Annotated in this window: 19 protein-coding genes, 1 tRNA gene and 3 pseudogenes; 12 read left to right on the top strand and 11 right to left on the bottom strand. The window is 68.5% G+C overall.

The genetic code is table 11. From position 1 onward, the window contains the following. Window positions 1-298: 298 nt before the first annotated feature. The 5 genes from thrC to ACIHCQ_RS10610 form a co-directional block, all read right to left on the bottom strand. On the bottom strand, window positions 299-1,369 hold the full coding sequence (thrC, locus tag ACIHCQ_RS10630) for a threonine synthase (RefSeq protein WP_399660115.1): 1,071 nt from the start codon (window positions 1,367-1,369) through the stop codon (window positions 299-301). Between the two features lie 7 nt (window positions 1,370-1,376). Continuing rightward, complete coding sequence (locus tag ACIHCQ_RS10625; RefSeq protein ID WP_399660112.1) at window positions 1,377-2,678, bottom strand: homoserine dehydrogenase; 1,302 nt, start codon at window positions 2,676-2,678, stop codon at window positions 1,377-1,379. 105 nt (window positions 2,679-2,783) lie between these two features. Beyond that, entirely contained in the window at window positions 2,784-4,172 is a 1,389-nt protein-coding gene (gene lysA, locus ACIHCQ_RS10620; RefSeq protein ID WP_399660110.1) for a diaminopimelate decarboxylase, read from the bottom strand. A 29-nt stretch (window positions 4,173-4,201) separates the two neighbouring features. Further along, entirely contained in the window at window positions 4,202-5,170 is a 969-nt protein-coding gene (gene nrtL, locus ACIHCQ_RS10615) for an ArgS-related anticodon-binding protein NrtL (protein ID WP_399660108.1), read from the bottom strand. Between the two features lie 55 nt (window positions 5,171-5,225). After that, complete coding sequence (locus ACIHCQ_RS10610; RefSeq protein WP_399660105.1) at window positions 5,226-5,753, bottom strand: response regulator; 528 nt, start codon at window positions 5,751-5,753, stop codon at window positions 5,226-5,228. A 240-nt stretch (window positions 5,754-5,993) separates the two neighbouring features. Here ACIHCQ_RS10610 and ACIHCQ_RS10605 point away from each other — a divergent pair. Continuing rightward, window positions 5,994-6,065 (top strand) — tRNA-Arg (locus tag ACIHCQ_RS10605). Between the two features lie 221 nt (window positions 6,066-6,286). On the opposite strand, the gene ACIHCQ_RS10600 is transcribed toward ACIHCQ_RS10605, so the two are convergent. Then, window positions 6,287-6,871 carry a hypothetical protein gene (locus tag ACIHCQ_RS10600; protein ID WP_399660102.1) on the bottom strand — a complete coding sequence of 195 codons (585 nt, stop codon included), beginning with the start codon at window positions 6,869-6,871 and terminating at the stop codon, window positions 6,287-6,289. A gap of 227 nt (window positions 6,872-7,098) precedes the next feature. Then, the gene (locus ACIHCQ_RS10595; protein WP_399660099.1) at window positions 7,099-7,638 is read right to left on the bottom strand and encodes a recombinase family protein; all 540 of its coding nucleotides are present in this window, start codon (window positions 7,636-7,638) and stop codon (window positions 7,099-7,101) included. Between the two features lie 514 nt (window positions 7,639-8,152). Between ACIHCQ_RS10595 and ACIHCQ_RS10590 the strand changes: the two are divergent. Beyond that, a pseudogene (locus tag ACIHCQ_RS10590) lies at window positions 8,153-8,694 on the top strand (transposase family protein). A gap of 5 nt (window positions 8,695-8,699) precedes the next feature. Here the strand turns inward: ACIHCQ_RS10590 and ACIHCQ_RS10585 are convergent. After that, window positions 8,700-10,208 carry a DUF4246 domain-containing protein gene (locus tag ACIHCQ_RS10585; RefSeq protein WP_399660096.1) on the bottom strand — a complete coding sequence of 503 codons (1,509 nt, stop codon included), beginning with the start codon at window positions 10,206-10,208 and terminating at the stop codon, window positions 8,700-8,702. Window positions 10,209-10,695: 487 nt separating this feature from the next. Here ACIHCQ_RS10585 and ACIHCQ_RS10580 point away from each other — a divergent pair. The 9 genes and pseudogenes from ACIHCQ_RS10580 to ACIHCQ_RS10540 all read left to right on the top strand — a co-directional run. Beyond that, a pseudogene (locus ACIHCQ_RS10580) lies at window positions 10,696-11,054 on the top strand (IS5/IS1182 family transposase); the annotation flags it as partial. Between the two features lie 242 nt (window positions 11,055-11,296). After that, on the top strand, window positions 11,297-12,013 hold the full coding sequence (locus tag ACIHCQ_RS10575) for an urease subunit gamma (RefSeq protein WP_399660093.1): 717 nt from the start codon (window positions 11,297-11,299) through the stop codon (window positions 12,011-12,013). Beyond that, window positions 12,006-13,931, top strand: coding sequence for an urease subunit alpha (gene ureC / locus ACIHCQ_RS10570; RefSeq protein WP_399660090.1), 1,926 nt, complete (start codon window positions 12,006-12,008; stop codon window positions 13,929-13,931). Before ACIHCQ_RS10575 ends, ureC begins: the two co-directional genes overlap by 8 nt. A 22-nt stretch (window positions 13,932-13,953) precedes the next feature. Beyond that, on the top strand, window positions 13,954-14,628 hold the full coding sequence (locus ACIHCQ_RS10565; RefSeq protein ID WP_399660087.1) for an urease accessory protein UreF: 675 nt from the start codon (window positions 13,954-13,956) through the stop codon (window positions 14,626-14,628). Between the two features lie 32 nt (window positions 14,629-14,660). Beyond that, a complete protein-coding gene (gene ureG / locus ACIHCQ_RS10560) occupies window positions 14,661-15,344 on the top strand; it encodes an urease accessory protein UreG (protein ID WP_399660085.1) in 684 nt (227 codons plus the stop codon). Beyond that, window positions 15,341-16,129 carry an urease accessory protein UreD gene (locus tag ACIHCQ_RS10555; protein ID WP_399660083.1) on the top strand — a complete coding sequence of 263 codons (789 nt, stop codon included), beginning with the start codon at window positions 15,341-15,343 and terminating at the stop codon, window positions 16,127-16,129. Before ureG ends, ACIHCQ_RS10555 begins: the two co-directional genes overlap by 4 nt. Before the next feature lie 37 nt (window positions 16,130-16,166). Next, window positions 16,167-17,333 (top strand): hypothetical protein, encoded by a 1,167-nt coding sequence (locus tag ACIHCQ_RS10550; RefSeq protein ID WP_399660080.1) that lies wholly within the window; start codon window positions 16,167-16,169, stop codon window positions 17,331-17,333. A 125-nt stretch (window positions 17,334-17,458) separates the two neighbouring features. Then, window positions 17,459-17,566, top strand: a pseudogene (locus ACIHCQ_RS10545) (DUF397 domain-containing protein); the annotation flags it as partial. A gap of 367 nt (window positions 17,567-17,933) precedes the next feature. After that, entirely contained in the window at window positions 17,934-20,306 is a 2,373-nt protein-coding gene (locus ACIHCQ_RS10540) for a PQQ-binding-like beta-propeller repeat protein (RefSeq protein ID WP_399660078.1), read from the top strand. Window positions 20,307-20,341: 35 nt separating this feature from the next. Here the strand turns inward: ACIHCQ_RS10540 and ACIHCQ_RS10535 are convergent, their stop codons facing one another. Further along, window positions 20,342-21,862, bottom strand: coding sequence for a SulP family inorganic anion transporter (locus tag ACIHCQ_RS10535; RefSeq protein ID WP_399660075.1), 1,521 nt, complete (start codon window positions 21,860-21,862; stop codon window positions 20,342-20,344). A gap of 335 nt (window positions 21,863-22,197) precedes the next feature. Here ACIHCQ_RS10535 and ACIHCQ_RS10530 point away from each other — a divergent pair, with 335 nt between their 5' ends. Then, window positions 22,198-22,599 (top strand): MerR family transcriptional regulator, encoded by a 402-nt coding sequence (locus ACIHCQ_RS10530; protein WP_399660072.1) that lies wholly within the window; start codon window positions 22,198-22,200, stop codon window positions 22,597-22,599. Window positions 22,600-22,645: 46 nt separating this feature from the next. On the opposite strand, the gene ACIHCQ_RS10525 is transcribed toward ACIHCQ_RS10530, so the two are convergent. Together ACIHCQ_RS10525 and ACIHCQ_RS10520 are read right to left on the bottom strand one after the other, a co-directional pair. Next, window positions 22,646-24,250, bottom strand: coding sequence for a peptide chain release factor 3 (locus ACIHCQ_RS10525; protein WP_399660070.1), 1,605 nt, complete (start codon window positions 24,248-24,250; stop codon window positions 22,646-22,648). Continuing rightward, the gene (locus tag ACIHCQ_RS10520) at window positions 24,247-24,690 is read right to left on the bottom strand and encodes a MerR family transcriptional regulator (protein WP_399660068.1); all 444 of its coding nucleotides are present in this window, start codon (window positions 24,688-24,690) and stop codon (window positions 24,247-24,249) included. Before ACIHCQ_RS10520 ends, ACIHCQ_RS10525 begins: the two co-directional genes overlap by 4 nt. Between the last annotated feature and the right edge of the window lie 279 nt (window positions 24,691-24,969).

Genomic DNA, 24,969 nt, shown 5'->3' with positions numbered 1-24,969 from the left:
TGCTTGGTTGTGACCGCTTGATTGTGACCGCGAGATCTTTCGACAGTTGCCAACACCCGTGGGCCGTTACGGCGGCAGCACCGCGGCATATGCGGCGGGCGGGTTCAGTACAGCTTATCGAAGGAAGGTTCAGTGGCGACATAGGGCGCACGGGAGGCGCACGATGCGTGTCGCATGCCTCCTGTGCCCCTACGTGGTCCACTCATTTATTGTCCGGCCTGGAGCGGGAAATGGCCGAATCTTTACGCCAGGGTGTCTGGGGCAGGGTCCCTGCGCCAGGATCCTAGCGCCTTGATCCTTACGCCAGGCCGAGCTGCTCCGCGGCGGCGACGGCGTCGACCGGCACCACGACGGGCTGCGGCGCTCCGGCGACGGCCCAGTCCGGGTCCTTCAGTCCGTTGCCGGTGACGGTGCAGACGATCCGCTGGCCCGGGTCGACCTTGCCCGCCTCCGCGGCCTTGAGCAGACCGGCCACCGACGCGGCCGACGCGGGCTCCACGAAGACGCCCTCCTGCGCGGCCAAGAGCCGGTAGGCGCGCAGGATCTCACGGTCCGTCACCTCATCGATGAAGCCGCCCGACTCGTCGCGCGCTGCGAGCGCCTGCTGCCAGGAGGCCGGGTTGCCGATGCGGATCGCGGTGGCGATGGTCGAGGGGTCCTTGACCACCTCGCCGCGGACGATGGGCGCGGAGCCGGAGGCCTGGAAGCCCCACATCCGGGGCGTACGCGTCGACATCTTGTCCGCGGCGTACTCCTGATAGCCCTTCCAGTACGCCGTGATGTTCCCGGCGTTGCCGACGGGCAGCACATGCACATCGGGCGCGTCGCCGAGCGCGTCCACGATCTCGAACGCGGCGGTCTTCTGGCCCTCGATGCGGTACGGATTGACCGAATTGACCAGCGCGACCGGGTAGTTGTCGGAGAGCCGACGCGCCAGATTCAGACAGTCGTCGAAGTTTCCGTCGACCTGGAGGATGCGCGAGCCGTAGACCAGCGCCTGCCCCATCTTGCCCAGCGCGATCTTGCCCTGGGGCACCAGGACCGCGCAGACCATTCCGGCGCGTACGGCATAGGCCGCCGCGGAGGCGGAGGTGTTCCCGGTGGAGGCGCAGATGACGGCCTGCGCGCCCTCCTCCTTGGCCCGGGTGATGGCCATGGTCATACCGCGGTCTTTGAAGGACCCGGTGGGGTTGGCGCCCTCGACCTTGAGGTACACCTCGCAGCCCGTGCGCTCGGAGAGGACCTGCGCCGCGACGAGCGGCGTACCGCCCTCGCCGAGCGAGACGACGGGGGTCGTGTCGCTCACCGGCAGCCGGTCCCGGTACTCCTCGATGATCCCGCGCCACTGGTGGGTGCCATTGGTCGTCATGGGTTCCTTACTCCCCTTCCACACGCATGATGCTGGCGACACCGCGTACGGTGTCGAGCTTGCGCAACGCCTCGACGGTCCCGGAGAGGGCGGCGTCGGGCGCGCGGTGGGTGACGACGACAAGGGATGCCTCGCCGCCTCCGTCCCCTCGGCCCTGCTGGCGGACCGTGTCGATGGACACGCCGTGCTCGGCGAAGACCGTCGCGACCTGGGCGAGTACGCCCGGTTTGTCGGCCACGTCGAGGCTGATGTGGTACCGCGTCACCACCTCGCCCATGGGGCTCACGGGCAGCTGGGTGTACGCGGACTCGCCCGGCCCGGTGGACTCGGCGAGCTTGTTGCGGCAGACGGCGACGAGGTCGCCGAGGACTGCGGACGCGGTGGGCGCGCCGCCCGCGCCCGGACCGTAGAACATCAGCTGCCCGGCCGCCTCGGCCTCGACGAAGACCGCGTTGTACGCCTCGCGTACGGAGGCGAGCGGGTGGCTGAGCGGAATCATCGCCGGGTGGACGCGGGCGGTGACGGATTTCCCGTCGGCCGCGCGCTCACAGATGGCGAGGAGCTTGACCGTGCAGCCCATGCGCCTGGCGGAGACGATGTCGGAGGCGGTGACCTCGGTGAGGCCCTCGCGGTAGACGTCGTCGAGGCGTACGCGGGTGTGGAAGGCGATTCCGGCGAGGATGGCGGCCTTGGCGGCGGCGTCGAATCCCTCGACGTCGGCGGTCGGGTCGGCCTCGGCGTAGCCGAGCGCGGTGGCCTCGTCCAGCGCCTCGGAGTACCCGGCGCCGGAGCTGTCCATCTTGTCCAGGATGAAGTTCGTCGTTCCGTTGACGATGCCGATGACGCGGTTGACCTTGTCGCCGGCCAGGGACTCGCGCAACGGCCTGATCAGCGGGATCGCCCCGGCGACGGCGGCCTCGAAGTAGAGGTCCCGGCCATGCTCCTCGGCGGCGGCGTAGAGGGTCGCGCCGTCCTCGGCGAGGAGCGCCTTGTTGGCGGAGACGACGGACGCGCCGTGCTCGAAGGCGGTGGTGATGAGGGCGCGGGCGGGCTCGATGCCGCCGATGACCTCGATGACGACGTCGATGTCGCCGCGTTTGACGAGCGCCATGGCGTCGGTGGTGATCAGCGCGGGGTCGATGCCCTCACGGACTTTGGCGGGCCTGCGGACGGCGACCCCGGCGAGCTCCACGGGGGCGCCGATGCGGGCGGCGAGGTCGGCGGCGTGCGTCGTCATGATGCGCGCCACCTCTGAGCCGACCACACCACAGCCCAGCAGCGCTGCCTTCAGCGGACGCGTACGCATCATCCGACCTCGTTTCCCTTACATCCCGTGCATCAACGGTGTGGACCAGTCTCACTCACCGGACGGGAGTTTCTATCCCCCGTCCGGCATGCGAGACATCTATCTCAACTATCCGACGTCGAGACGCAGGAGATCTTCCTCCGTCTCACGCCGGACGATCACGCGCGCTCCGCCGTCCTTGACGGCGACGACGGGCGGGCGCAGGGCGTGGTTGTAGTTGCTGGCCATGGAGCGGCAGTACGCGCCGGTGGCGGGCACGGCGAGCAGATCGCCGGGCGCGAGGTCGGCGGGGAGGAAGGCGTCCTTGACGACGATGTCGCCGCTCTCGCAATGCTTGCCGACGACGCGGGCGAGCATCGGCTCGGCCTCGGAGGTCCGCGAGACGAGCGAGACGCTGTACTCGGCGTCGTACAGGGCGGTACGGATGTTGTCCGACATGCCGCCGTCGACGGAGACGTAGGTACGCAGGCCTTCGAGCGGCTTGATGGTGCCGACCTCGTAGAGGGTGAAGGCGGTGGGCCCGACGATGGCGCGCCCCGGCTCGACGGAGATGCGCGGGGTGGTCAGGCCGGCGGACTCACACTCACGGGTGACGATGTCGTGGAGCGCCTTGGCGATGTCGTGGGGCTCGCGGGGGTCGTCCTCGGAGGTGTACGCGATGCCGAGGCCGCCGCCGAGATCGATCTCGGGCAGCTCGATGCCGTGCTCGTCGCGTACGTCGGCGAGGAGCTGCACGACGCGGCGCGCGGACACCTCGAATCCGGCCATGTCGAAGATCTGCGAGCCGATGTGCGAGTGAATCCCGATGAGTTCCAGACCGTCGAGGCTGAGGGCGCGCCGTACGGCTTCGGCGGCCTCACCGCCCGCGAGGGCGATGCCGAACTTCTGGTCCTCGTGGGCGGTGGCGATGAATTCGTGGGTGTGGGCCTCGACGCCGACGGTCACCCGGATCTGGACGCGCTGGCGCTTGCCCTGGCTCTGGGCGATGTGCGCGACCCGGACGATCTCCTGGAACGAGTCGAGGACGATCCGGCCGACGCCTACGCGTACGGCGCGCTCGATCTCCGCGGTGCTCTTGTTGTTGCCGTGGAAGGCGATGCGCTCGGCGGGCATTCCGGCGTCGAGGGCGGTGGTCAGCTCCCCGCCGGAACACACATCGAGATTCAGTCCTTCTTCGTGGATCCACTTGACGACGGCGCGGGAGAGGAAGGCCTTGCCCGCGTAGAAGACGTCGGCGTCCTTGCCGAAGGCGTCGGCCCAGGCGCGGCAGCGGGCGCGGAAGTCGCTCTCGTCGAGGAAGAAGGCGGGCGTGCCGAACTCCTCGGCGAGCCGCGTCACTTCGATCCCGCCGACGGCGACGACGCCGTCCTCGCTCCGGGTGACCGTGCGGGCCCAGACCTTCTCGTCGAGGACGTTGAGGTCGGAGGGCGGGGCGGCGTAGTGGCCCTCGTGCAGGTCGGCGTGGCGGGGCCCGGCGGGGTGTGCGGAACGGCTCATGGTCTTGTTTCTCTGTCTCTCTCGTGCTCTCAGAGGTATTCGGGTGCGCTGATGCCGAGCAGGGACAGGCCACCGGCGAGCACCGTCCCGGCGGCTTCGGCGAGGGCGAGCCGGGCACGGTGGGCGGCCATGGGTTTCCCGCTGGGCAGCACGGAGGGCTGGAAGGCGAGAAAGGCGTCGGCGGTCAGGTCCAGATGCCGGGCGAGGCGGTCGGGGGCGCGGTGGCGGGCGGCGGCGAGGAGGACGGCGGGGTAGTCACCGATCGCGGCGGTGAGGTCCGGGGCGTCCGCGGGTATTTCCGGGGCGGGACTCAGGCCGAGCTGGGCAGCGGCGCGAGTCAGGGCGTGCGTACGGGAGAAGGCGTAGCGGACCTTGAAGAGGGGGTTGCTCTCACGCTGCACGAGGAAGGCGGCGGCGTCGCGAGGCCGGTCGTGGGCGGCGGCGGAGAGGAGAGCCCAGCGGCCGGCGTCGGATCCGTACTGCTGGATGGGATCCTGCCCGGTCGCGGGTACGGCCCGCAGCGTCTGGTGTGCGTCGGCCTGTATATCGGCGACGGCCCCCTGGGTGCGCAGCAGCTGTACGACGGTGTGGGTGAGGACCCGGACGCGCGGTTCGTCGCCGGGCGCGAAGGTGACCCGTACGCCGTCGAGGGCGGTCCCGTGCCCGTACTGCGCGCCTCGCGCCCGTACGGCACGGACGAGGGAGCTTTCGGCGTCCGGCCGGAGGGTGAAGTTCAAAAACCCGGGCCCGGTGATCTCGACCCGCTCGATCCCGGGATCTTTGTCGACACGGTCCCGCAGTATCTCGGCGACCGCTCTGGGCTGCTGCCCGGCGGGCCCGGCGAGGCGGAGCGCGACATTGGTGGCGTAGTCCCCGCGGCCGCCGGGGCGCGGGCGCTCCACGCTGACGCTCGCGGGCACGGGCGCCTGGAGCACGCCGTCCTCCACCGCACGGCACACGGCGTGCAGCACGGTACGGGAGAGATCGGCGGGGGTCACGGGACAAGCGTAGGGGAGAGAGGGGGGCCCTTAGCGAACCGGTTTCGCAATGCGGTCAGCCCCGCGCGCTTTCGGCCCGCCCGGCGCCCTGCCTGCCCTGCCTGCCCTGCCTGCCTTGCCTGCCCTCGACGGGCGGCATGGCGCCGGGCGGGCCTTCGCGGTGGGTCAGCCGCCGTACGAGGCGGACCAGCTCGGCGGGCTCGAAGGGCTTGGCGAGGAAGGCGTCGACGCCGGCGGCGAGGCCGCTCTCCACCTCGTACTGCGTACAGGCGCTGATGATCGCGACGGGGAGCTGACTGGTCCGCGGATCGGCGCGCAGGCGGGCGGCGGTACGCAGCCCGTCGAGGCGGGGCATGACGACGTCCAGGGTGATCAGATCGGGACAGACGTGATGCACGACATCCAGACACTCGGCACCATCGGCCGCGGTCACGACCTCGAAGCCCTCCAGCTCGAGGTTGACCCTGATCAGCTGCCGAATCACCCGGTTGTCGTCGACAACGAGCACTCGGCCGGACGCGCCTGACACAACTCGAGAGTAGGTCGGCAAGTGGGGCTGCGTCCGGGTTTTGCCTACTTCCACCCTGTGGGGGCGACGCGGGGCCACGGAAGGCGGAGCCGGTGGGGGTGGGCGTTGACCTGCGGGGGCGTGGGGTGGGGCGGGGCGGTGGTGGGGGTTGCCCCGCTGAGCTGCTGCGGGAGCCCTGCGGGAGGGGTCTTCGGGAGGTCTGCGGGAGGTCTGCGGGGCACAGAAATACCTGTTCCTGGCGACCCGGTGGGAGCTGGTAGTGTTCTATCCATCGCCGCAAGAGCGCGGCGAAACGCCTCCGTAGCTCAGGGGATAGAGCGTCGGCCTCCGGAGCCGTGTGCGCAGGTTCGAATCCTGCCGGGGGCACCCACAACATGGGAATGAGATCGGGGATTATGTCCCGGTTTCTGAACTTGGGTGCCATGATCGGGTGCACGTACTTTGGTACGGGCACCCGATTTTTTGTTCCCTGTGTCCAGCCCACGGGTGACGCGCGTCAGTTCGTCAACCATGTGGCCCGGGATCGTCACCCGTAGCGCGAGTTCTTCGCGAGATCGGCTGTAGCGGACTTCCAGGTCAAAGGCGTCTTAGAGCTGTCGCTGCTTCTCTTCGGGCACGCGGGCGAGGTCCACGTCCAGATCCGGGAGCGCGTCGAGCAGGGCGGCGTCGCCGCGCCTGGCCGCGGGCTCCGGATTTTCGAGCCGGGCCAGGAGGCGGGCCAGCTGCTCGGACAGGGCCTTCCGCTGCCCGCCCAGAGTTGCGTGCTCCATGCGAATGCCATCACGGAATGCCCGCTCGTGTTCCGGGTCGGCTTCCTCACCGAGCCCGTAGTCGCCCATGCCTTCGGCGAGGGCTCGGATGAGGCGGCTCTGGCGTTGCTCGATGGCCGCGACGGCCTGCTTGAGAGCGTCGCGTTCCCTGGCGGTGCGCTCAGCCGAGTCGTCGGCGTTCGTCGCGGTTTCGAGGGCCGCGGCGAGATGGGTACGGCGGTCAGGGCCGAAGACGCGGGTGGCGAAGAAGCGCGAGACGGAATCAAGCAAGGTCTCCTCGCGGATCCACAGGCTCTTGGGGTGGGCGGCGAACCAGGGTCTGTCGTGGTGCTCGTTCGGGTCCGGCTGGCCGCGTAGTACGAGATCTCGTGGCGGCTCTTGCCGTACATACGGCGGTCGCACAGGTCGCAGGTGACGTACGACCGCAGGCTGTAGGAGCGCTGCGTATCCGGATGGCTGTTCTTCCCGGGCGTGGTGCGCGAACCCTGGCGCTTCTTGGACATGACAGAGACCGCGTCGAAAAGCTCTCGAGTGTCAAGCGGTTCATGGGTGGGCTGGGGCGACCACACCCAGTCCTTGGGGTCGTTGTTACGGCCACCCTTCTTGGTCGCACGGCGGTTCCATACCTGTTAACCGGTGTACTTCGGGTTTCTGAGGATCTCGCGTACGGCGGATCCGCTCCAGCGGCCGAGGGCGGCGTCGGGACGGGTCGGTTCCGGGGTCGGGTATGCGGCCAGGTCGAGGTCGAGATTGAGGCGGTCGGCGATGGCGTCGTAGCCGAGCTTGTCCAGTCCTCGGAGGTGGAAGATGACGGTGACGGCCGGAGAGCGGGCGGGGTCGGGGACGAGCCTGTGCTTGGTGCGACCTTCGGCGCGCCGGGCCGGGACCGGGTGCGGGACCTTCTCGGCCAGGTAGCCGTACGGCGGCTTGCGGGTGTTCCAGCCCTGTCGCGTGTGCTCGACGAAGCCGTCCCAGGACAGCTCCAGCATCTGTAGGACGTACCACTCGGAGACGGCCTGCTTGACGCGTCGGGTGAGGGTCGGGGTGGCGCGCTTGGCGCCGCGACCGGTGACGATCGGCTCGTCGGCGGCGCACAGGGCGACTCCAGCCTGTTCCGAGCTCGTACTCGATCTTGGTGCCGAAGTACGTACGGCGAGCGACGCGCTCAATGGGCTCGCAGATGACGGCCGCGAAGCGCCGGTCAGGACACTGAGCCTCTTCAAGGAGATCGGAGATACTGCCGTCGCGTGGGATGGGGATGTTGAACCGCCGGTGCGCCAGCGAGCGGCCGCGGTTGTCCAGCTCCTTGCGGCCGGACTCCACGTCGTAGAAGTGGGCGACGATGACCCAGCCGGGTGGCAAGGCGGCTCGGGCATTGCGGAGCTGCCGTGGGAGGGACAGCGTGGGGTCCTGGGCATCCTCCGTGGAGGTACGGCCGAGCCAGGCCACCGGGACGCTGACCGGAACGGCGGCCGCGTCGGGGATGCTGTTCGTGGACCAAGGCCGGCGGAACCTGCGCAGGTTCGTCCCCTGGGGGGCCTCCGACAGCGCAGCGCTCCCTCAGACACGACGCCCCCCGAGAACGTTGACGGCGCTTTACTGAACCTCTTTCATCCTGGGGTACAGGGGTGAAATGGCCTGGTGGGCGGAGGTCGTGACAGGACAGGGCCCTTCGTCGTTGGCGTGGTGATCTCACCCATCACACCGGCGACCGAGGGGTCCTGTTGGACGTCCCGTACGAGCTCGTCGAGCATGTCTTCTGGCTCATCTACGCTCGAAGGCGTGAACTCCGGGCATTTTGGCGGAAGTTGAGCTGCTTCAAGCAGGCCCTGCTCACCCTGGCGCATCTGCGTAAGAACGAAACATATCGGCAGGTCGGCGCCGGATTCGGAGTGTCCGAGGCAACCGCCTGGCGCTACGTCCACCAGGGCTCACCCCCGACCTGACCGCAGCACGAGCCCACGGCATCGTCCAGGCGTGCCTGACCCGGCAGATCCTCGTGCTCGCGGACCGGGCCTATCAGGGAGCCGGCGCCACCGTTCGCACCCCCTACTACGACCACCGCGAACAGCACGAGCACTACCAGGAGTTCAACCGTGATCACGCCGGCTGCGGGCTCGCTGAAAACCTGGCGACTGCTCCGGCGGGCCAGATGCTCCACCCGCCGCATCGGCACTATCGTCCAGGCCGTCCACACCCTCCTGACCTGCACGTATTCAGGATAGAAGGTTCAGTGCTCGCAGAGGGAGAATTCTCGTTCGTAGAGCTGCTCGTTGTGTTCGTCGACGAAGAACTTGCGTTCCTGCATGAGTTGTTCGCGGTAGTTCTTGGCCTGTTCAAGCGTCATGGTCGAGGTGTCGGACCATGGTTGTTGCGGTGGCACATCGGATGTCGAGACGATCTTTTCCGACGGGTCGACCAGGAAGAACGCGAGAATTTTGCGATATCCCGGGCGGGTGGGGGCCGTGAGGCGGAATGAGCCGACGCGGTGTTGCAGGATGTTCGGGAACGCCAGGCAGCGGCCCGCTGGGGTCGATGTCGATCCCAGCATCTGGTTCAGTGCGTCTTCGTCCTCCAGGCCGTAGACCTCACGCAGGCCGTTGTCGTCGTTCTGTTCGTAGGACGGGTCGTCGAGTGCCGCCCGGAAACTCAGCCGGCTTTCGGTGATGTTCTCGCTGTCCCAGTAGTAGATGGCGGTCGAGACGATCCGCTCGTTCATCATCCCCTCGACATGCCAGGAACCTCCGGGGTACTCGGGCTTGTCCGGGGTGAGATGAATGGTGGCGAGCTTGACGATGACCTGGAGACGGCGGCCGCGCAGGTCGACTCGGGCGGATTCATCGGGCAACTCGGGCGGGGTGAAGGCCGGGGCATCCGGGATGGCCGGACGGCGGTTTTCCCACCAGCCGTCCTGGGCCTCTTCCCATGCACGGAGGGCTTCTGCGTGGGCCCCATCATCACTGTAGGAGGATTTGTCCGGATACTCCGGCTCCGAGTCGTACCATCCGTAAGGATCGGCCTCGATCCGCAGGGGCCGCGGATGGCGCAGATCGGTGAGCACATTCTCCAGCAGCGGGCGCAAGTGCGCGAACAAGTCTGGCAGGACAAAGGCTAGTTCGCGATGAGTCTCGGGGTGGACGTTGTTGACGTACGAACGGAAGGCGACATCGCCGTCGTCACTGACGTCGACGTCCGTGGGTAGCCACTGGAATTTCTCCGAGAATTCGTACCTCGAGTAGCGGTCCGTCGGGTTCTGCCAAGCCCGCTCGGGTGCACCGCTCACCTCTCTCACCAGGCAGAACAGTGAGGGATGAACCAGATCCAGTACCTGGCCGTCGGATCCGGGATGCCAGTCATGTTCTGCGTCGGGGACCTGTTCCAGAACCCGAACCGCCTCGCGCAGCCGGGATCTGAGCTTGTCGTCGACCAGTGTGTCCGACTGCCACACCCCGTCGACGGCGGACACCTCGACGCCGGTTCGTCCGTCCCGCAGCGCGGCGTAATGCAGGAGTTCGGCAAGCACGTAGCGAACCTGCGCTTCGGTGAGGCCCTGGGCGACCGCTTCTTGCGTCCACCTGACGACGATGTCGGCATCGTTTATCTTGTCGAACCACCCCGGCTTCGCCCGAATGTGTGAGCTGCACTGCATCATCTGAAGTTCCCGCAGCGTTCGGGGTGTCGCGAACGATATGGAACGGGAAGCATGAAAGGGCAGCGGGAAAGCAGACAGGCCAGTCAATTCTCTTGGTCCTTACAGTCGGTGTGCGGTGGCGGGAAGGATACTTCAGCAGACTGACACCGCAGCCGTGGTCCCTGTCATCGCTGGTCCTGGAGCCAGGGCTTCGACGTAGTCGCGTGATGTCCGGTTCGCGCTCATCCGAGGCCGAGGAGCGCGAGGGGGAGGCGGGGGTTGCAGACGTTGCGGCGTAGGCCGGCCGTGATGTTCTTCACTCCGGCCGTGCGGAGGGCCCCGATGGCGAGTCTTGGAGCTTGAGTGGGTCTGGCTGCAGTCGGCCTGTCACACCGTCACAGATAGTGAAAGCAGGGCGAGTCGGGCCCTGGACACAGGAAGCCCGCGGCCGTGGGTGATCACGTCTGTTCTCTACGCAGCTTGATCACCTGGACACATCCGCTTGGACGGCAGTGAGCAGGGCCTGCTTGAAGCAGCTCAACTTCCGTCAGGGCAACCGGATTTCACGCCTTCGAGCGTAGATGAGCCAGGAGACATGCTCGACGAGCTCGTACGGGACGTCGAGCATGTTTCCTGGTTGCTGTACGAGCACCGCCTGACACATAGCACCCACTGGCGCAAGCTCGGTTGCTTCAAGCAGGCACTGCCCACTCTCGTCCACCTGCGCAAAGGGCCACCGCCTGGCGGTACGTCGACGAGACTTTGGACATCCTGGCCTCCTGGGCGCCCGGCCTCCACGAAGCCCTCACCGGCCTCTGTGAGGTCGACCACGTCATCGTTGACGGCACCCCGATCCCCACTGACCGAATCCGCGCGGACGAGCCGTACTACTCGCAGAAGCACCGCAAGCACGGAATGAACGTGCAGGTCATCGCCGCCCCGGACGGCAACCCGTCTGGGCTGCACGCCGACCGTACGCAGTTGCAGCCGCATGTCAGCGCAAAGCAAACGTACCGTCGCAGTTGGCCGCGATCCGGTAAATCATTCGGGGCTTCACTCATACGAGCCTGGTCTGGCCGTGCGTTGTTTCCGGCTCTGCCCGCGTGACCATGCTCGACAAGCCAGGTCCCAGCACCAGAGCCCAGGACAGAAGCTCTGGGCAGGGCGTACACAGGGTGAGGACAGGGTGAGGTCCTATGCATCTGACTCCACATGAGCAAGAGCGCCTGATGATCCATCTGGCGGCGGACGTCGCCGAGAAACGCCGGGCACGGGGAGTGCGGCTCAACTACCCCGAGGTGGTGGCGCTGTTGACCGTGCATGTCCTTGAAGGGGCCCGGGACGGCCGCACCGTCGCCGAGCTCATGTCGTCCGGGCGCAAGCTGCTGTCCCGGGAGGAGGTCATGGAAGGCGTCCCCGAGATGATCAAGGACATCCAGGCGGAGGCCACATTCCCCGACGGCACGAAACTTGTCAGCATCCGCGATCCCTTCCCGGAGGCGGGCGAGGACGAAGACGAGAGGCTCGTCTCCCCTGGGAAGATCGATTACTCCGCGAAGAAGAGCGACGAGTTCGTACCCTTCAACGAGGGGCGTGAGGTCACCTCCCTGACCGTCTGCAATCCGTGCGACCGCCCCATCCAGGTCGGTTCCCACTACCACTTCGCCGAGGCCAACTCCGGGCTGACGTTCGACCGTGCCGCCGCCTGGGGCAAGCGTCTGCACATCCCGGCCGGCAGCTCCGTACGCTTCGAGCCCAACATCTCCAAAGAGGTCGAGCTCGTCCCCATCGAGGGCAGGCGCGTGGTCCACGGCCTGCGCAACAAGGTCAAGGGCCGGCCCCGCAAAATCAACGGCTCACTCGACAACACCGACGGCTGGTTCGGGAAGGCCGGAGGCAAGGCCAATGGCTGAGCATGCCGAGCGTCCCGGGCGCCCTGAAGCCGCCCAAGTCCCCAAGCCCTCCGACCCCCTGACGCGTCCCGAGTACGCGGACCGGTTCGGCCCGACGACCCGTGACCGTATCCGCCTCGCCGACACAGATCTGCGGATCAGGATCGAGGACGACTGGGCGGGCGGCCCCGGGCGCAGCGGAAACGAGATGGTCTTCGGCGGCGGCAAGGTGATCCGCGAATCGATGGGCCAGTCCGCCGCGCCGCGCATCCCGGCTGCGGCCGACGGCGTCAAGCCCCCCGACACCGTGATCACCGGTGCCGTCATCCTGGACCACTGGGGCATCGTCAAGGCCGATGTCGCCATCCGCGACGGCCACATCGCCGCGCTCGGCAAGGCGTACAACGACGAGACCATGAACCCCATCCACGAAGGGGCCGGCAGCCACAACGGCATCGGCCCGGTCCCCACGGATTTCGTCGTCGGTCCTGACACCGAGGTCATCTCGGGCAACGGGAGGATCCTCACCGCCGGCGGGGTCGACACACACGTCCACTTCATCTGCCCCGAGCAGGTGGGTGAGGCGCTGGCCTCGGGCGTGACCACGCTCATCGGCGGCGGTACGGGACCGGCTGACGGCAGCACCGCCACCACCGTCACACCCGGCTCCTGGCACCTCGCCCGGACCTTCGAGGCGCTGGACTCCTTCCCGGTCAACATCGGGCTGCTCGGCAAGGGCGCCACCATGTCGATGAAATCCATGAAGGACCAGGTGGACGCGGGCGCGATCGGCCTCAAGATCCACGAGGACTGGGGCGCCACCCCCGCCGTCCTCAAGAAGTGTCTGAAAGTCTGCCGGCGGACCGGTGTCCAGGCCGCGCTCCACGCCGACTCGTTGAACGAGGCGGGCTTCGTCGCCGACACCATCGACGCCATCGGCAAGAAGCAGTCCATCCACGTCTTCCATGTCGAGGGCGCGGGCGGCGGTCATGCCCCCGACATGATCAAGATGGTCAGCGAGCCGAATGTCCTGCCCGCCTCCACCAATCCCACCCGGCCCCTGACCGTCAACACGGTCAAGGAGCACCTCGACATGGTGATCATCTGCCACCATCTCAACCCGGAGATCAAGGAGGATCTGGCCTTCGCGGACTCCCGCATCCGGCCCTCCACAATGGCCGCAGAGGACATCCTGCACGACCTGGGCGCCATCTCCATCATGTCTTCCGACGCCCAGGCCATGGGCCGCATCGGCGAGATGATCATGCGCACCTGGCAGACCGCGCACGTCATGAAGGTCCGGCGGGGCTTCCTTGAGGGCGACAAACCGGAGGACGACTGGCCGGAGTGCGGCAGGCCCGAGGACGCACAGCTGGTGGGAGCCGACAACAAGCGTGCCCGGCGGTACGTCGCGAAGTACACCGTCAACCCGGCCATCGCCCACGGAATCGACTATGTGGTCGGGTCCGTGGAGCCCGGAAAGCTGGCCGACCTGGTGCTGTGGGAGCCGAAGTTCTTCGGAGTCAAGCCACACCGGGTGATCAAGGGCGGGCAGATCGCGTACGCGCAGGTGGGCGACCCCAACGCGTCCATCACCACCCCGCAGCCTGTCCTGCCCCGCGCCGTATGGGGGTCCACGGGCCTGGCGCCCCGCTCCATCTCGTTCAACTTCGTCACCAAGCGGGCCATCAAGAAGGGGCTGGCCAAACGGCTCGCGCTGGGCAAGCGGTTCAAGCCCATCAGCAACACCCGTGGCGTCTTCAAGAAGCATATGAAGGAGAACAACGCCACTCCCGACGTCACCATCGATCCCGACACCTACGAGGTGATTGTCGGGGGCGCGAAGGTGGAGGACGTGACGGCGTGCGTCGATGGCCAGGTCGTCGAGCGGAACTATCCGAGCGAACTGCCCATGGCCCAGCGGTACTTCCTCTTCTGAGCTATCGAAGGAGGCCGGGCTGATGAGCCGCGCCGCACTGTTGGTCCTGGCTGATGGCCGCTTCCCCGCCGGAGGGCACGCGCACTCCGGTGGCGCCGAAGCGGCCGTGGCCGCGGGCCGCATCAAGGACGCGGATTCGCTGGAGGAATTCTGCCGGGGGCGGCTGCACACCACGGGCCTGGTCGCGGCGGCGCTGGCCGCCGCGGCCACCGCCGGCTGTGATCCGCTGGCGCTCGACGGTGCCGCCGACGCCCGCACTCCGGCGCCGGCGCTCCGTACCACTGCCCGCAGGCTGGGGCGGCAGCTGATGCGGGCGGCCCGCGCGACCTGGCCGTCGGCCGAGCTGGACGCGCTGGCCGCGGCCCGGCCGCAGGGCGTGCACCAGCCGGTGGTACTGGGCCTGGCCGCGCGGTCGGCCGGGCTGGGGCCACTGGATGCCGCGTATGCGGTGGCGTACGAAACCGTCAGCGGCCCGGCCGCGGCGGCGGTCCGGCTGCTGAGCCTGGACCCCTTCGACGCCACCGCGGTCCTGGCCCGCCTCGCACCCGACCTCGACCGGACCGCCGCCGCAGCCGCCGCGGCCACCGAACGTATCCCCGAGGAGGGCATCGACGCGCTGCCGGCCGCTTCCGCGCCGCTGCTGGACATCACCGCGCAGCAGCACGCCGCCTGGCCGGTACGCCTCTTCGCCTCCTGACCACCACACGCTGCGAAAGATCCGGAGTCTGTATGCACCTCGACCACGGGGAGATGTTCCCCGAACGCCACACCCACAGCGCCGACGCCGTGCGCCCCGACGGTGCCCGGCGTGCCCTGCGCATCGGCCTCGGCGGGCCTGTCGGCTCGGGCAAGACGGCCACCGTCGCCGCCCTGTGCCGGGCCCTGCGCGATCAGCTGTCCATCGCCGTGGTCACCAACGACATCTACACCCGCGAGGACGCCGAGTTCCTGCTCCGTAACGCCGTACTTCCCCCCGAGCGCATCGCCGCGGTGGAGACGGGCGCCTGCCCGCACACCGCGATCCGCGACGACATCTCCGCCAACCTCGAAGCCGTCGAGGACCTGGAGGAAAACGTCGGCCCGCTCGACCTGATCCTGGTCGAGTCCGGCGGCGACAACCTCACCGCCACCTTCTCCAAGGGCCTGGTCGACGCCCAGATCTTCATCATCGACGTCGCGGGCGGCGACGACATCCCCCGCAAGGGCGGCCCCGGCGTCACCACCGCCGACCTCCTCGTCATCAACAAGACCGACCTCGCCCCCTACGTCGGCTCCGACCTCGGCCGCATGGCCCGCGACGCCAAAGAACAACGCGGCCCACTCCCCGTAGCCCTCACCTCCCTCAAGGACGAGAACGGAATCGGCCCGGTCACCGACTGGGTGCGCGCGCGGCTCGCCGCCTGGACCGCATGAGCGTCCACGCCACCGCCCGTATCGTCGCCGTCGCCAAGGACGTCACCACCACCCTGCCCGTCCTCGACGGCGACGGGCCCTTCGAACTGCGGCGGCTGCGTTCACGCGGAGGCGAAGCGCGGGTGTGCGTCGTCGGCGCCATGAGCGCGCCCCTCGGCGGCGACCGGCTACGCATCGAAGCCACCGCCCAGCAGGGCGCGGCCCTGCACATCACCTCCGCCGCCGCGACCCTCGCCCTTCGCGGCCCGACGTCCGAGCACGCCACCTATGACGTGCGGCTGACCGTAGGAGAGCACGCACAGCTCCACTGGCTCCCCAAGCCCCTGATCAGCGCCGCGGGCAGCGATCTGCGCCAGACCTGGACCGTGGACCTCGCCCGCACCGCACGGCTCGTACTGCGCGAGGAACAGATCCTGGGGCGTACGGGGGAGCCACCGGGCCATGTGATGTCCCGCCTCACGGTGCGACGCGGCGGGCGCACGCTGCTCGACCAACAGGCCGAGTACGGTCCGGGGGCACCCGGCTGGGACGGACCGGCGGTCCTCGCCGGGAACCGGGCGGTCGGCCAGCTCCTGATCGTCGACCCGTCCTTCGAGGACACGCCTCCGGAGGCTCAACTGCTCGGCGGCTCCTCGGAGGACTCGGAAGACGGCCAAGCCGCGCTGACACCACTGGCCGGCTCCGGCACACTGCTCACCGCTGTGGCCCCGGACGGCCTTCGCCTGCGTCACCTTCTCGACGCGGCACGGGCCCCCTCTCATCGCCCCGTCCCGTCTCGACGATGACGACACCCGCGGCGCCGGCGGCGGTAGGGTCCGCCGGGTGAGTGAGTACCAGTACTACGAGTTCGTGGCCGTGGACCGCCCGCTGGACAGCGCCCAGCAGGCGCAGGTCCGGGCGCTGTCCACGCGGGCTCGGATCACCGCGACCAGCTTCACCAACGACTACCAGTGGGGCAACTTCCGCGGAGACCCGCGGCGCCTGGTCGAGCTGTACTACGACGCCCACCTGTACGTCACCAACTGGGGCACCCACCAAGTGATGCTCCGGCTCCCCAAAAAGCTGCTCGACCTGCGCACCGTGCAGCCGTACCTGCTCGACGAACACACCGAGGCCTGGACCACCGGTACCCACCTGATCGTCGATCTGCGCAGCGATGACGAAGGCGGCGACTGGGACGAGACCGCCGAGGACGCCTTGGCCGTCATCGTCGGCGTACGCGCCGAACTCACCGGCGGGGACCTACGGGCCCTGTACCTGGCCTGGCTCTCCGCGCTCGCCGCCTGGGAACGTGAGGACGACGACGAAGAGGAATTCCGGAGCGTCCTGGAACCCCCGGTCCCGGCCGGCCTCGCCGAGCTCACCGCACCCCAGCGGGCACTGGCCGACTTCCTGCGTGTCGACCCGGATCTGCTCGCCGTGGCCGCCGAGGCAAGCGCCGCGGCAGCAGCCCAGCCGCCACCGAGCACGAAGCGCGAGCTGGCACCACTCGTCGCCGCCCTGCCGGAGAAGGACAAGAACGCCTTCTTGCTACGCCTCGCCCTCGGCCAGGACCCCCACCTGTCCACCGATCTGCTCCACCGCCTGCTCGGCGCGCCGGCACCGGCCACCCTCCCGGGCCGACGCTCGGCAGCGCTGCTTCTGGACGCCGCCCACAAACGCCGCGAGAACCGCAAACAGCACGCCCTGCGGCAGGCCGCCCAGGAAGCGGCCCGCCGTGAACGCGCAGAAGCCGCAGTACGAGAGCAGCGCCTGGCCTCTCTGGCCGAGCAGGGCGAAGCCGCCTGGCAGCGCGTCGAATCCCTCATCGATGCCAAGAGGGCGGCCGAGTACGACATGGCCGTCGCGCTGCTCCAGGACCTCCACGAAATCAGCACGCGCGCCGGACTCAGCCAGGAGTTCGGCAGCCGCCTGCACCTCCTGCGTGAACAGCATTACCGGAAGCCCGCCTTCATTCGGCGCCTCGACCACGGCAACCTCCCTCGCTGACCACCTTCAGCCGATCAGCGGCGGCTGTCCCTGCGATCCCGGCGATCTGTAAGCGGGGAAGACACACGCCCGTTCACGGTGATCACGAAGAAGGACGGCAGCCAGTTCGTCCAGGTGGAGGTCCCGGTGCGGAGGGCGGTCAGTGCGTCGAGGTGGCGGCCAGTACCGCAGCCGTACACGTGCGGGACTCGAAGGCCGTTACCGGGCCGGTGTTGACCGTGTCCCAGGGCTCTCGCATGTCCGCCACTCGTCCGGCTCCCATTACGGATGACCGGTTGCGACCGGCGCAGGGGCTGCTGGATCTGCTGCGCTCGCTCGACCCGCAGTCCTGAGAGAGCAGTTACCCGACACGTACGCGGACCCGGCCGGCATTCTGATCACCGGGCGCCGCGGCGGGAGACTCCCTGGCTGAATTCCGTCCTTTACCACCCGTACGGCGCATGAGCGGTACACCCAGCATGTGTCAAGGGCAACAGCCGAGCCATGGCACTTCCGGTTTCCTTTCCCATCAGTCACAACAGCCCATACTCTGCCCCCATCTCCCTTCATTTACGTGGGCTGTTCAGCACCGCGTCGCAAAGAGAACAGGCGGCAGAGGACATGGAGCCACTGGATCCCGAGGATCCTGAGCAACTGGGTCCATACCGTCTTGTCGCCAAGCTCGGGGCCGGGGGCATGGGTCAGGTCTTCCTGGGCACGGACCATCGGGGGGACACCGTTGCCATCAAGGCCATCCGGCCGGAACTGGCAGCGAACAAGAACTTCCGGATTCGCTTCCGCCGCGAGGTGGACGCGGCCCGAGCCGTCGGCGGCGTCTTCACGGCGGCCGTCGTGGACGCTGATCCGGAAGGCTCCGTTCCGTGGCTCGCCACCGAGCACATACTCGGCCCGACCCTGGCCGACGCGGTCATGAACCACGGACCCCTGCCTGCGGAATCGGCGCTGGCGCTGGGCGCCGGCCTTGCCGAGGCGCTGATCGCCGTGCACTCGGCGGGGCTGGTGCACCGCGACCTCAAACCGACCAATGTGCTGCTGTCGGCCAACGGCCCGCGCGTCATCGATTTCGGCATCGTCCAGGCCACCGACGGTTACGAACTCACCCAGTCGGGGGTGCTCCTCGGCTCCCCCCTGTACATGTGCCCCGAGCACGCGACCGGTGCTCCGATGGGACCGGCGTCGGATGTCTTCTGTCTGGGTTCGGTGCTCGCCTTCGCCACCACCGGGCGTTCACCGTTCAGTGGCTCCTCGGCGGCCGCGTTGCTTTACCAGGTGGTGCACGGCAGGCCGGATCTGTCAGGGGTGCCCGACCCGCTGGACAAGATCATCGGGTTCTGTCTCAACAAGACCCCCGACGAGCGGCCCACCCCGAACTGGTTGTCGGCGACGTGTCTGCCCAGTGGCGCGGACCAGATGAACTGGGAGGGTTGGCTGCCGGAATCCGTGACCGCCGCCATCGCCTGGCACACGGCGGATCTGATGGATCTGCAAGAGCTGATCTCCGTACAGGGCCTGGCTTCTGACGGGGTGCGCCGAGACCCCCGACTGCCGGTGGGACCGTATGCGGCCGAGGGCGCCGAAAGCACGGCCGGGGGCCGGAGTGGGGGCGGGGGAATCCCGGCCGCCACCATGGCCATTGGCGGTGGCACGCGCGGCCGACCGGCCCAAGGCTGTGTCAAGGAACGGACCGGCCCGAACAGTGTCACTCTCCCCACGGAGCCGGAACCCGAGCACACCGCCGTGCCTCAGGGGCCGCCCCCGACCCGCCACGCCTCCCGCGGGCGGCGTGCGCGCGCCGCCGACCGGTCCGTACCTTCCCGGCGCACGGTTTTCAAGGCCGCCATGTCGCTGGGCGCTGTCGCCACCGTCGGCGGTGGCGCCGCTCTGCTGCTCTCCTCCCTGGGTGAGAAAGCAACCGGCGCGGCGGTGCCGAAACCGCTCGGCCCAGCTCCCACCCCGTTCTGGACCCACCGCAGCGACCCTCTCCTTCCCGCGCCGGCCGCCTTCAACGCCGGAACAGCGCTGGTGAAGACCAGGGCGGGCAATCTGGTGTGCCTCGACCTCAAGGACGGCACCCGGCCCAAGTGGACCTATCGCGGCATCAGCCAGTCCCCGACCCCCGCGTTCCTTGTCTCAGATGCCCTGGTCGCCCTTGGCAACGGATCGACCGTGATCGGCGTCGACCCGTCCACAGGCACCGAGCGGTTCTCGCTGGACTTCGGAGCCGACTTCCAATTCGACACACTGCTCGGCAAAATCAAGGACAACTCAGTTTCCATCCTGGGCCGCCGCTTCGAACGCGCAGCCGGTCAGCGGGCCACCTCGACGGATGTCGTCCTCGGTACGGATCTCCGGACGCGCCGTGCACAGGTCATCCCCATCAATGCCGAGGATCGCGGGCTCGACGTGAAACCCGTCATCGTGCGCGACCGCTTGGTCTTCATCGACGGGCTGAACAACGTCGCGGCCGCCACCACCGACAGAGGGGGCTTTGCCTGGCGCCATCCGATCGGCCCCGGGTCCCGGCCGGCCCCGGTGGCGCTCGGCCCGACCGTGTTCGCCGTCGGCCGTGACCTCGTCGCCGTGGACGCCGCGTCCGGACAACTGCGCTGGCGGGTGACGGGAGACGCCGGATTCGCCTCGATCGCCGCGGCGGGCAGCACGATCTACTGCACCACCACGACCCCGTACGGCGTGCAGGCCTTCAACGCCGCCGACGGCTCCCGGAGCTGGTTCTGCAGAACTCCCCCGCTGGATCTCAACGGCACCCTGGCCGCGTGCCCTCACGCGGTCTTCGTCCCGGCCCTGGAGAACAGGGACGGTTTCTACGCGATCGACGCCAAGCGGGGCAGGCTGCTGTGGAACTTCACGGACGGCCAGGACACCGGCGTCAACGCCTGGCAACTCTCCACCGACACCGCCGAGCACCTCATCGCGCAGCACTTCGACCGGACCTACGCCCTGCCGATCCCGTGAGGTCCTGAAACCCGCCGCGCGGACCCGGCCGGTTGTCAGTGGTCGGCGGTGAGCTGTCCCGCGAGCTTGTCGTGCATTTCGGCGCTGGGCTTGTTGAGGCCGACGATGGTGACCTTCTTGCCGCGCTTCTTGTACTTGGTCTCGATGGCGTCCAGGGCGGCGACCGACGAGGCGTCCCAGATGTGCGCGTCGGTGAGGTCGATCACGACGTCGTCCGGGTCGTCCTTGTAGTCGAACTGGTGGACGAGGTCGTTGGACGAGGCGAAGAAGAGCTCGCCGGTGACCGCGTAGACGACCTGGTTGCCGTCCGGGTCGACCACTCCGGTGACCTGGGCCATGTGCGCGACGCGCTTCGCGAAGATGACCATGGCGGTGATCGAGCCGAGAACGACGCCGATGGCGAGGTTGTGGGTGGCGACCACCGCGGCGACGGTGACGACCATGACCGTGGTCTCGCCGAGCGGCATGCGCTGGAGCGTCCTGGGGTGGATGGAGTGCCAGTCGAAGGTGCCCACCGAGACCAGGATCATGACGGCGACCAGGGCTGCCATCGGGATGTCGGAGACGATCGGGCCGAAGACGATGCACAGGACCATCAGGAAAGCACCGGCGAGGAACGTGGACAGCCGGGTGCGGGCGCCGGATGTCTTTACGTTGATCATGGTCTGGCCGATCATGGCGCAGCCGCCCATGCCGCCGAAGAAGCCGGTGACGATGTTGGCGATGCCCTGGCCGATGGACTCGCGGGTCTTGTTGGAGTGGGTGTCGGTGATGTCGTCGACCAGCTTGGCGGTCATCAGCGATTCCATCAGCCCCACCAGCGCGAAGGCGAAGGCGTAGGGGGCGATGGTGGTCAGCGTCTCCAGCGTGTAGGGCACGTCCGGCAGGCCCGGCACCGGCAGCGAGGAGGGCAGGTCGCCCCGGTCGCCGACGTTGGGCACCGCGATGCCCGCGGCGACGGTGATCGCGGTCAGGATGACGATCGAGACCAGCGGGGCCGGGACCACGGTGGTGATCTTCGGGAAGAACACCATGAGCGCCAGGCCGCCGGCGATCAGCGGGTAAACGGCCCAGGGCACGTCGCGTATCTCGGGCACCTGGGCCATGAAGATCAGGACGGCGAGGGCGTTGACGAAGCCCACCATGACGCTGCGCGGCACGAACCGCATCAGCTTGGCCACGCCCAGCGCGCCCAGGGAGATCTGGATGACGCCGCCGAGGATGACGGCCGCGATCAGATGGCCGAGGCCGTACTCGTTGTTGAGCGGGGCGATGACCAGCGCTATGGCCCCGGTGGCGGCGGAGATCATCGCCTTGCGGCCGCCGACGACGGAGATCACCACGGCCATGGTGAACGACGCGAACAGGCCGATCGCCGGATCGACCCCGGCGATGATCGAGAACGAGATCGCCTCGGGGATCAGCGCCAGCGCCACGACCAGGCCGGCCAGCACCTCCGTACGGAAGACCTTCGGGGAGGCGAGCCAGTCGGGCTTGCCTGTGTGCTTCGACAAACGGGCACGCAGCTTGGGGCCTGCGGACAGCGGTGTGGACATGCGACCGTTTCTGTTCGGGCGCACACATCCACCTGCCGGATGCACACGCGTCGTACTCCACTCCACACAGGGCGCGGAATCCCTGGCGGCCCGGCCTCAACGGGGGCCATGCCGGATGGAGTGGCAGCCGCGGTGGCTGCCGGTCGGGCATCATTGCCCGGAAGTCCGCGGGTGGAGAGGGGGCCCAATCGGGGCCGCGCGCTCTGGCGAGGCTGCCCTGCCGCGCCTCAACAGCGTGGCCGCCCTCATCAAAGACTCTACCCTGACGTGAGGGCAGCGTCTGGAGCACTTCACATGTTCCAAGGACAGCGAACGCAGAAGGAGAACGCGCGGCGATGACAGAGCGGCAGATGCAGATCGGTGAGGTGGCCGAGCGGACCGGTCTGTCGCTGCGCACGATCCGGCACTACGAGGAAGTCGGCCTCGTCACCCCCTCCGCCCGCAGCAAGGGCGGCTTCCGCCTCTACACCGACGCCGACGTCGAGCGCCTGATGGTCATCCGCCGTATGAAGCCGCTGGACTTCTCCCTGGAGGAGATGCGGGACCTGCTGGAGATCACCGACCGCATCGCGGCGACGGACGACCCCGCCGCCGACGAGGAGAAGGACCGGCTGCGCCAGCGTCTGGACTCCTACCGCAAGGTGGCCGACGCCCGCTGCGAGACCCTGCGTGCCCAGCTCATGGCCGCCGAGGACTTCGCCACCACACTCCGCCGCAGGCTGGGCACCGAGAACTGACAACGGCGCGCGCGCCGCTTGCCGTGTCAGCCCGGCTGGTCCGGCTCTACTCGTGTGCCGCCAAGAGGTGTTCGAGGAGAGCGTCGGGGAACTCGCGCTCGAAGGAGTTGGCCTGCCAGCGGTCCGTGAAGAGTGCGAGCTGAGCCTTGTCGCGGATACGGGTCAGTGCCTCGCCCTTGACCAGCCGGGACCGGTTGAGCGCCGCCGCGCCCGCCGCGTCAGTGGCCCGCGCCAGGTGGTAGGGCAGGGCCTCCAGCCGTACGGGGGCGGAGAACTCGCCTTCCATACGCGCGGTGACGACATCGAACTGCATGGGCCCCACCGCCGCGAGTACGGGCGCCTGGTCCCCGCGCACATCGGACACCAGAACCTGGACCACGCCCTCCTCGTCCAACTGCGTAATGCCGCGCCGGAATTGCTTGGAGCGGCTGAAATCCACCGGGCGTACGACCGCGAAGTGCTCGGGAGCGAACGTCGGCAGCGGCGGGAACAGGGCGGGCAGTCCCTCGTAGAGCGTGTCGCCCACGCGCAGGGCCGCCGCGTTGACCAGGCCGACCACATCACCCGGGTAGGCGGTCTCCACCATGGAGCGGTCCTGGCCGAAGACACTGTGCGCGTACTTGGTCGAGAACGACCGGCCGGAAGCGGCGCGCGTGACGGTCGCGCCCCGCTGGAAGACACCCGAGCACACCCGCAGAAAAGCGATCCGGTCGCGGTGCGCGGGGTCCATGTTCGCCTGGACCTTGAACACCAGCCCGGAGAAGGGAGCGTCGACGGGGCGGCTGCCGCCGCCCTCCAGCTCGCGCGCGCCGGGGGGCGGGGCGAGGTCGACGACGGCGTCGAGCAGCAGCCGTACGCCGATGTTGGAGATCGCGGAGCCGAAAAAGACCGGCGTGGACGTGCCCGCCAGGAACGAGGGCCGGTCGAATTCGGCCCCCTCCGCCTGTAGGAGCGCGAGCTCTTCCGCGGCCTGTTCCCAGTCGGTTCCTTCTTCGGCGGCTGCCTGCTCGACCGGGATCGGCTCCTCGACAGCCTCGTGTGTCCCTCCGGGCACCCGGGTGAAGCGCAGCATCCGGTCGGGCTCGCGTGCGTCGACCAGGCCGCGCATATAGCCGGCGGTGCCGACGGGCCAGGTGACGGGAGTGGGCTTGAGCCGGAACTCCCGCTCGATCTCATCGAGCAGCTCCAGCGCCTCACGCCCCGGGCGGTCCCACTTGTTGATGAATGTGATCACCGGGATCCCGCGGTGGCGGCAGACGTCGAAGAGCTTGCGGGTCTGCTCCTCAAGACCCTTGGCCGCGTCTATGAGCATCACCGCGCAGTCCACCGCCGCCAGCACCCGGTAAGTGTCCTCGGAGAAGTCGGCGTGCCCCGGGGTGTCCAGGAGGTTGAGTACGCAGTCGCGGTAGGCGAACTGCAGCACCGCCGACGTAACGGAGATGCCGCGGGCCTTCTCCATCTCCATCCAGTCCGAGGCCACCCCGCGCCGCCCGGACTTGCCGTGCACCGCGCCCGCCTCGGTGATCGCCTGCGCGTGCAGCGCGAGGGCCTCGGTCAGCGTCGACTTGCCCGCATCCGGGTGGCTGATCACCGCGAACGTACGCCTTCGGCCCGCCTCACTCGCCGCACGCCCACCGCCCGGCGCGATCACCGGGCCGCCTTCGAGACGGCGACCGGCGCATCCAGCAGCTGGGCGAGATGCCCGTGCAGCGAGCGGGCGAACTCCTCCGCCGCCCCCAGCTCCCGGCGCAGGTCCTCACACCGCGCATCGACTCGCACCCAGTACTTCCGCAACTTCGCCACCAATTCCTCGTACGCCTGATCATCGGTCCCGGGCAGTGGGCCGCCTGTGTCGGGCAGCTGGTCCAGCACATCCAGCAGCGCCCGTACGTCCTCCAGGGAGAAGCCGAGCGGCTTCATCCTGCGTACCAGCGCCAGGCGGCGCACCTCGGCTTCCGTGTAGAGCCGGAATCCGCCGAGGCTGCGTTCGCTGGGAGCCACCACTCCGACATGCTCATAGTGCCGGATTGTGCGCAGGGACAGTCCTGTGCGCTCGGACACCTCGCCGATCCGCATCAGCTTTCCGCCCACGGCTCCACCACCTCGCGTCGCCCCCGCTCGGCATCTTTGCCGCCCATAAACCTACCCTGACGTCAGGGTAGGTCGGCAATTGCGCGTCTCCCGGCGCCTACTGGCCGACCAGCCGGGGAGGCCAGGTAGGGAGCACCTAAAACTCTCCGGTAGCGTCATGGTATGAGTCATCCGCATCCCGAATTGAAAGCCGCCCCTCCGCTACCCAAGGGAGGGCTGAGGATTGTCGCCCTGGGCGGTCTGGGTGAGATCGGCCGCAATATGACCGTTTTCGAGCAT

It is taken from the genome of Streptomyces sp. NPDC052236 (assembly GCF_044548015.1).
GTDB lineage: Bacteria > Actinomycetota > Actinomycetes > Streptomycetales > Streptomycetaceae > Streptomyces.
This window is presented reverse-complemented; position numbering and strand designations above follow the sequence as displayed.

What these genes read in the sequence shown, in the direction of transcription:
- thrC (WP_399660115.1), bottom strand. Translation starts at nt 1,369, where the DNA reads ATGACGACCAATGGCACCCACCAGTGGCGCGGGATCATCGAGGAGTAC.
- ACIHCQ_RS10625 (WP_399660112.1), bottom strand. Translation starts at nt 2,678, where the DNA reads ATGATGCGTACGCGTCCGCTGAAGGCAGCGCTGCTGGGCTGTGGTGTG.
- lysA (WP_399660110.1), bottom strand. Translation starts at nt 4,172, where the DNA reads ATGAGCCGTTCCGCACACCCCGCCGGGCCCCGCCACGCCGACCTGCAC.
- ACIHCQ_RS10575 (WP_399660093.1), top strand. Translation starts at nt 11,297, where the DNA reads ATGCATCTGACTCCACATGAGCAAGAGCGCCTGATGATCCATCTGGCG.
- ureC (WP_399660090.1), top strand. Translation starts at nt 12,006, where the DNA reads ATGGCTGAGCATGCCGAGCGTCCCGGGCGCCCTGAAGCCGCCCAAGTC.
- ACIHCQ_RS10565 (WP_399660087.1), top strand. Translation starts at nt 13,954, where the DNA reads ATGAGCCGCGCCGCACTGTTGGTCCTGGCTGATGGCCGCTTCCCCGCC.
- ureG (WP_399660085.1), top strand. Translation starts at nt 14,661, where the DNA reads ATGCACCTCGACCACGGGGAGATGTTCCCCGAACGCCACACCCACAGC.
- ACIHCQ_RS10555 (WP_399660083.1), top strand. Translation starts at nt 15,341, where the DNA reads ATGAGCGTCCACGCCACCGCCCGTATCGTCGCCGTCGCCAAGGACGTC.
- ACIHCQ_RS10540 (WP_399660078.1), top strand. Translation starts at nt 17,934, where the DNA reads ATGGAGCCACTGGATCCCGAGGATCCTGAGCAACTGGGTCCATACCGT.
- ACIHCQ_RS10535 (WP_399660075.1), bottom strand. Translation starts at nt 21,862, where the DNA reads ATGTCCACACCGCTGTCCGCAGGCCCCAAGCTGCGTGCCCGTTTGTCG.
- ACIHCQ_RS10530 (WP_399660072.1), top strand. Translation starts at nt 22,198, where the DNA reads ATGACAGAGCGGCAGATGCAGATCGGTGAGGTGGCCGAGCGGACCGGT.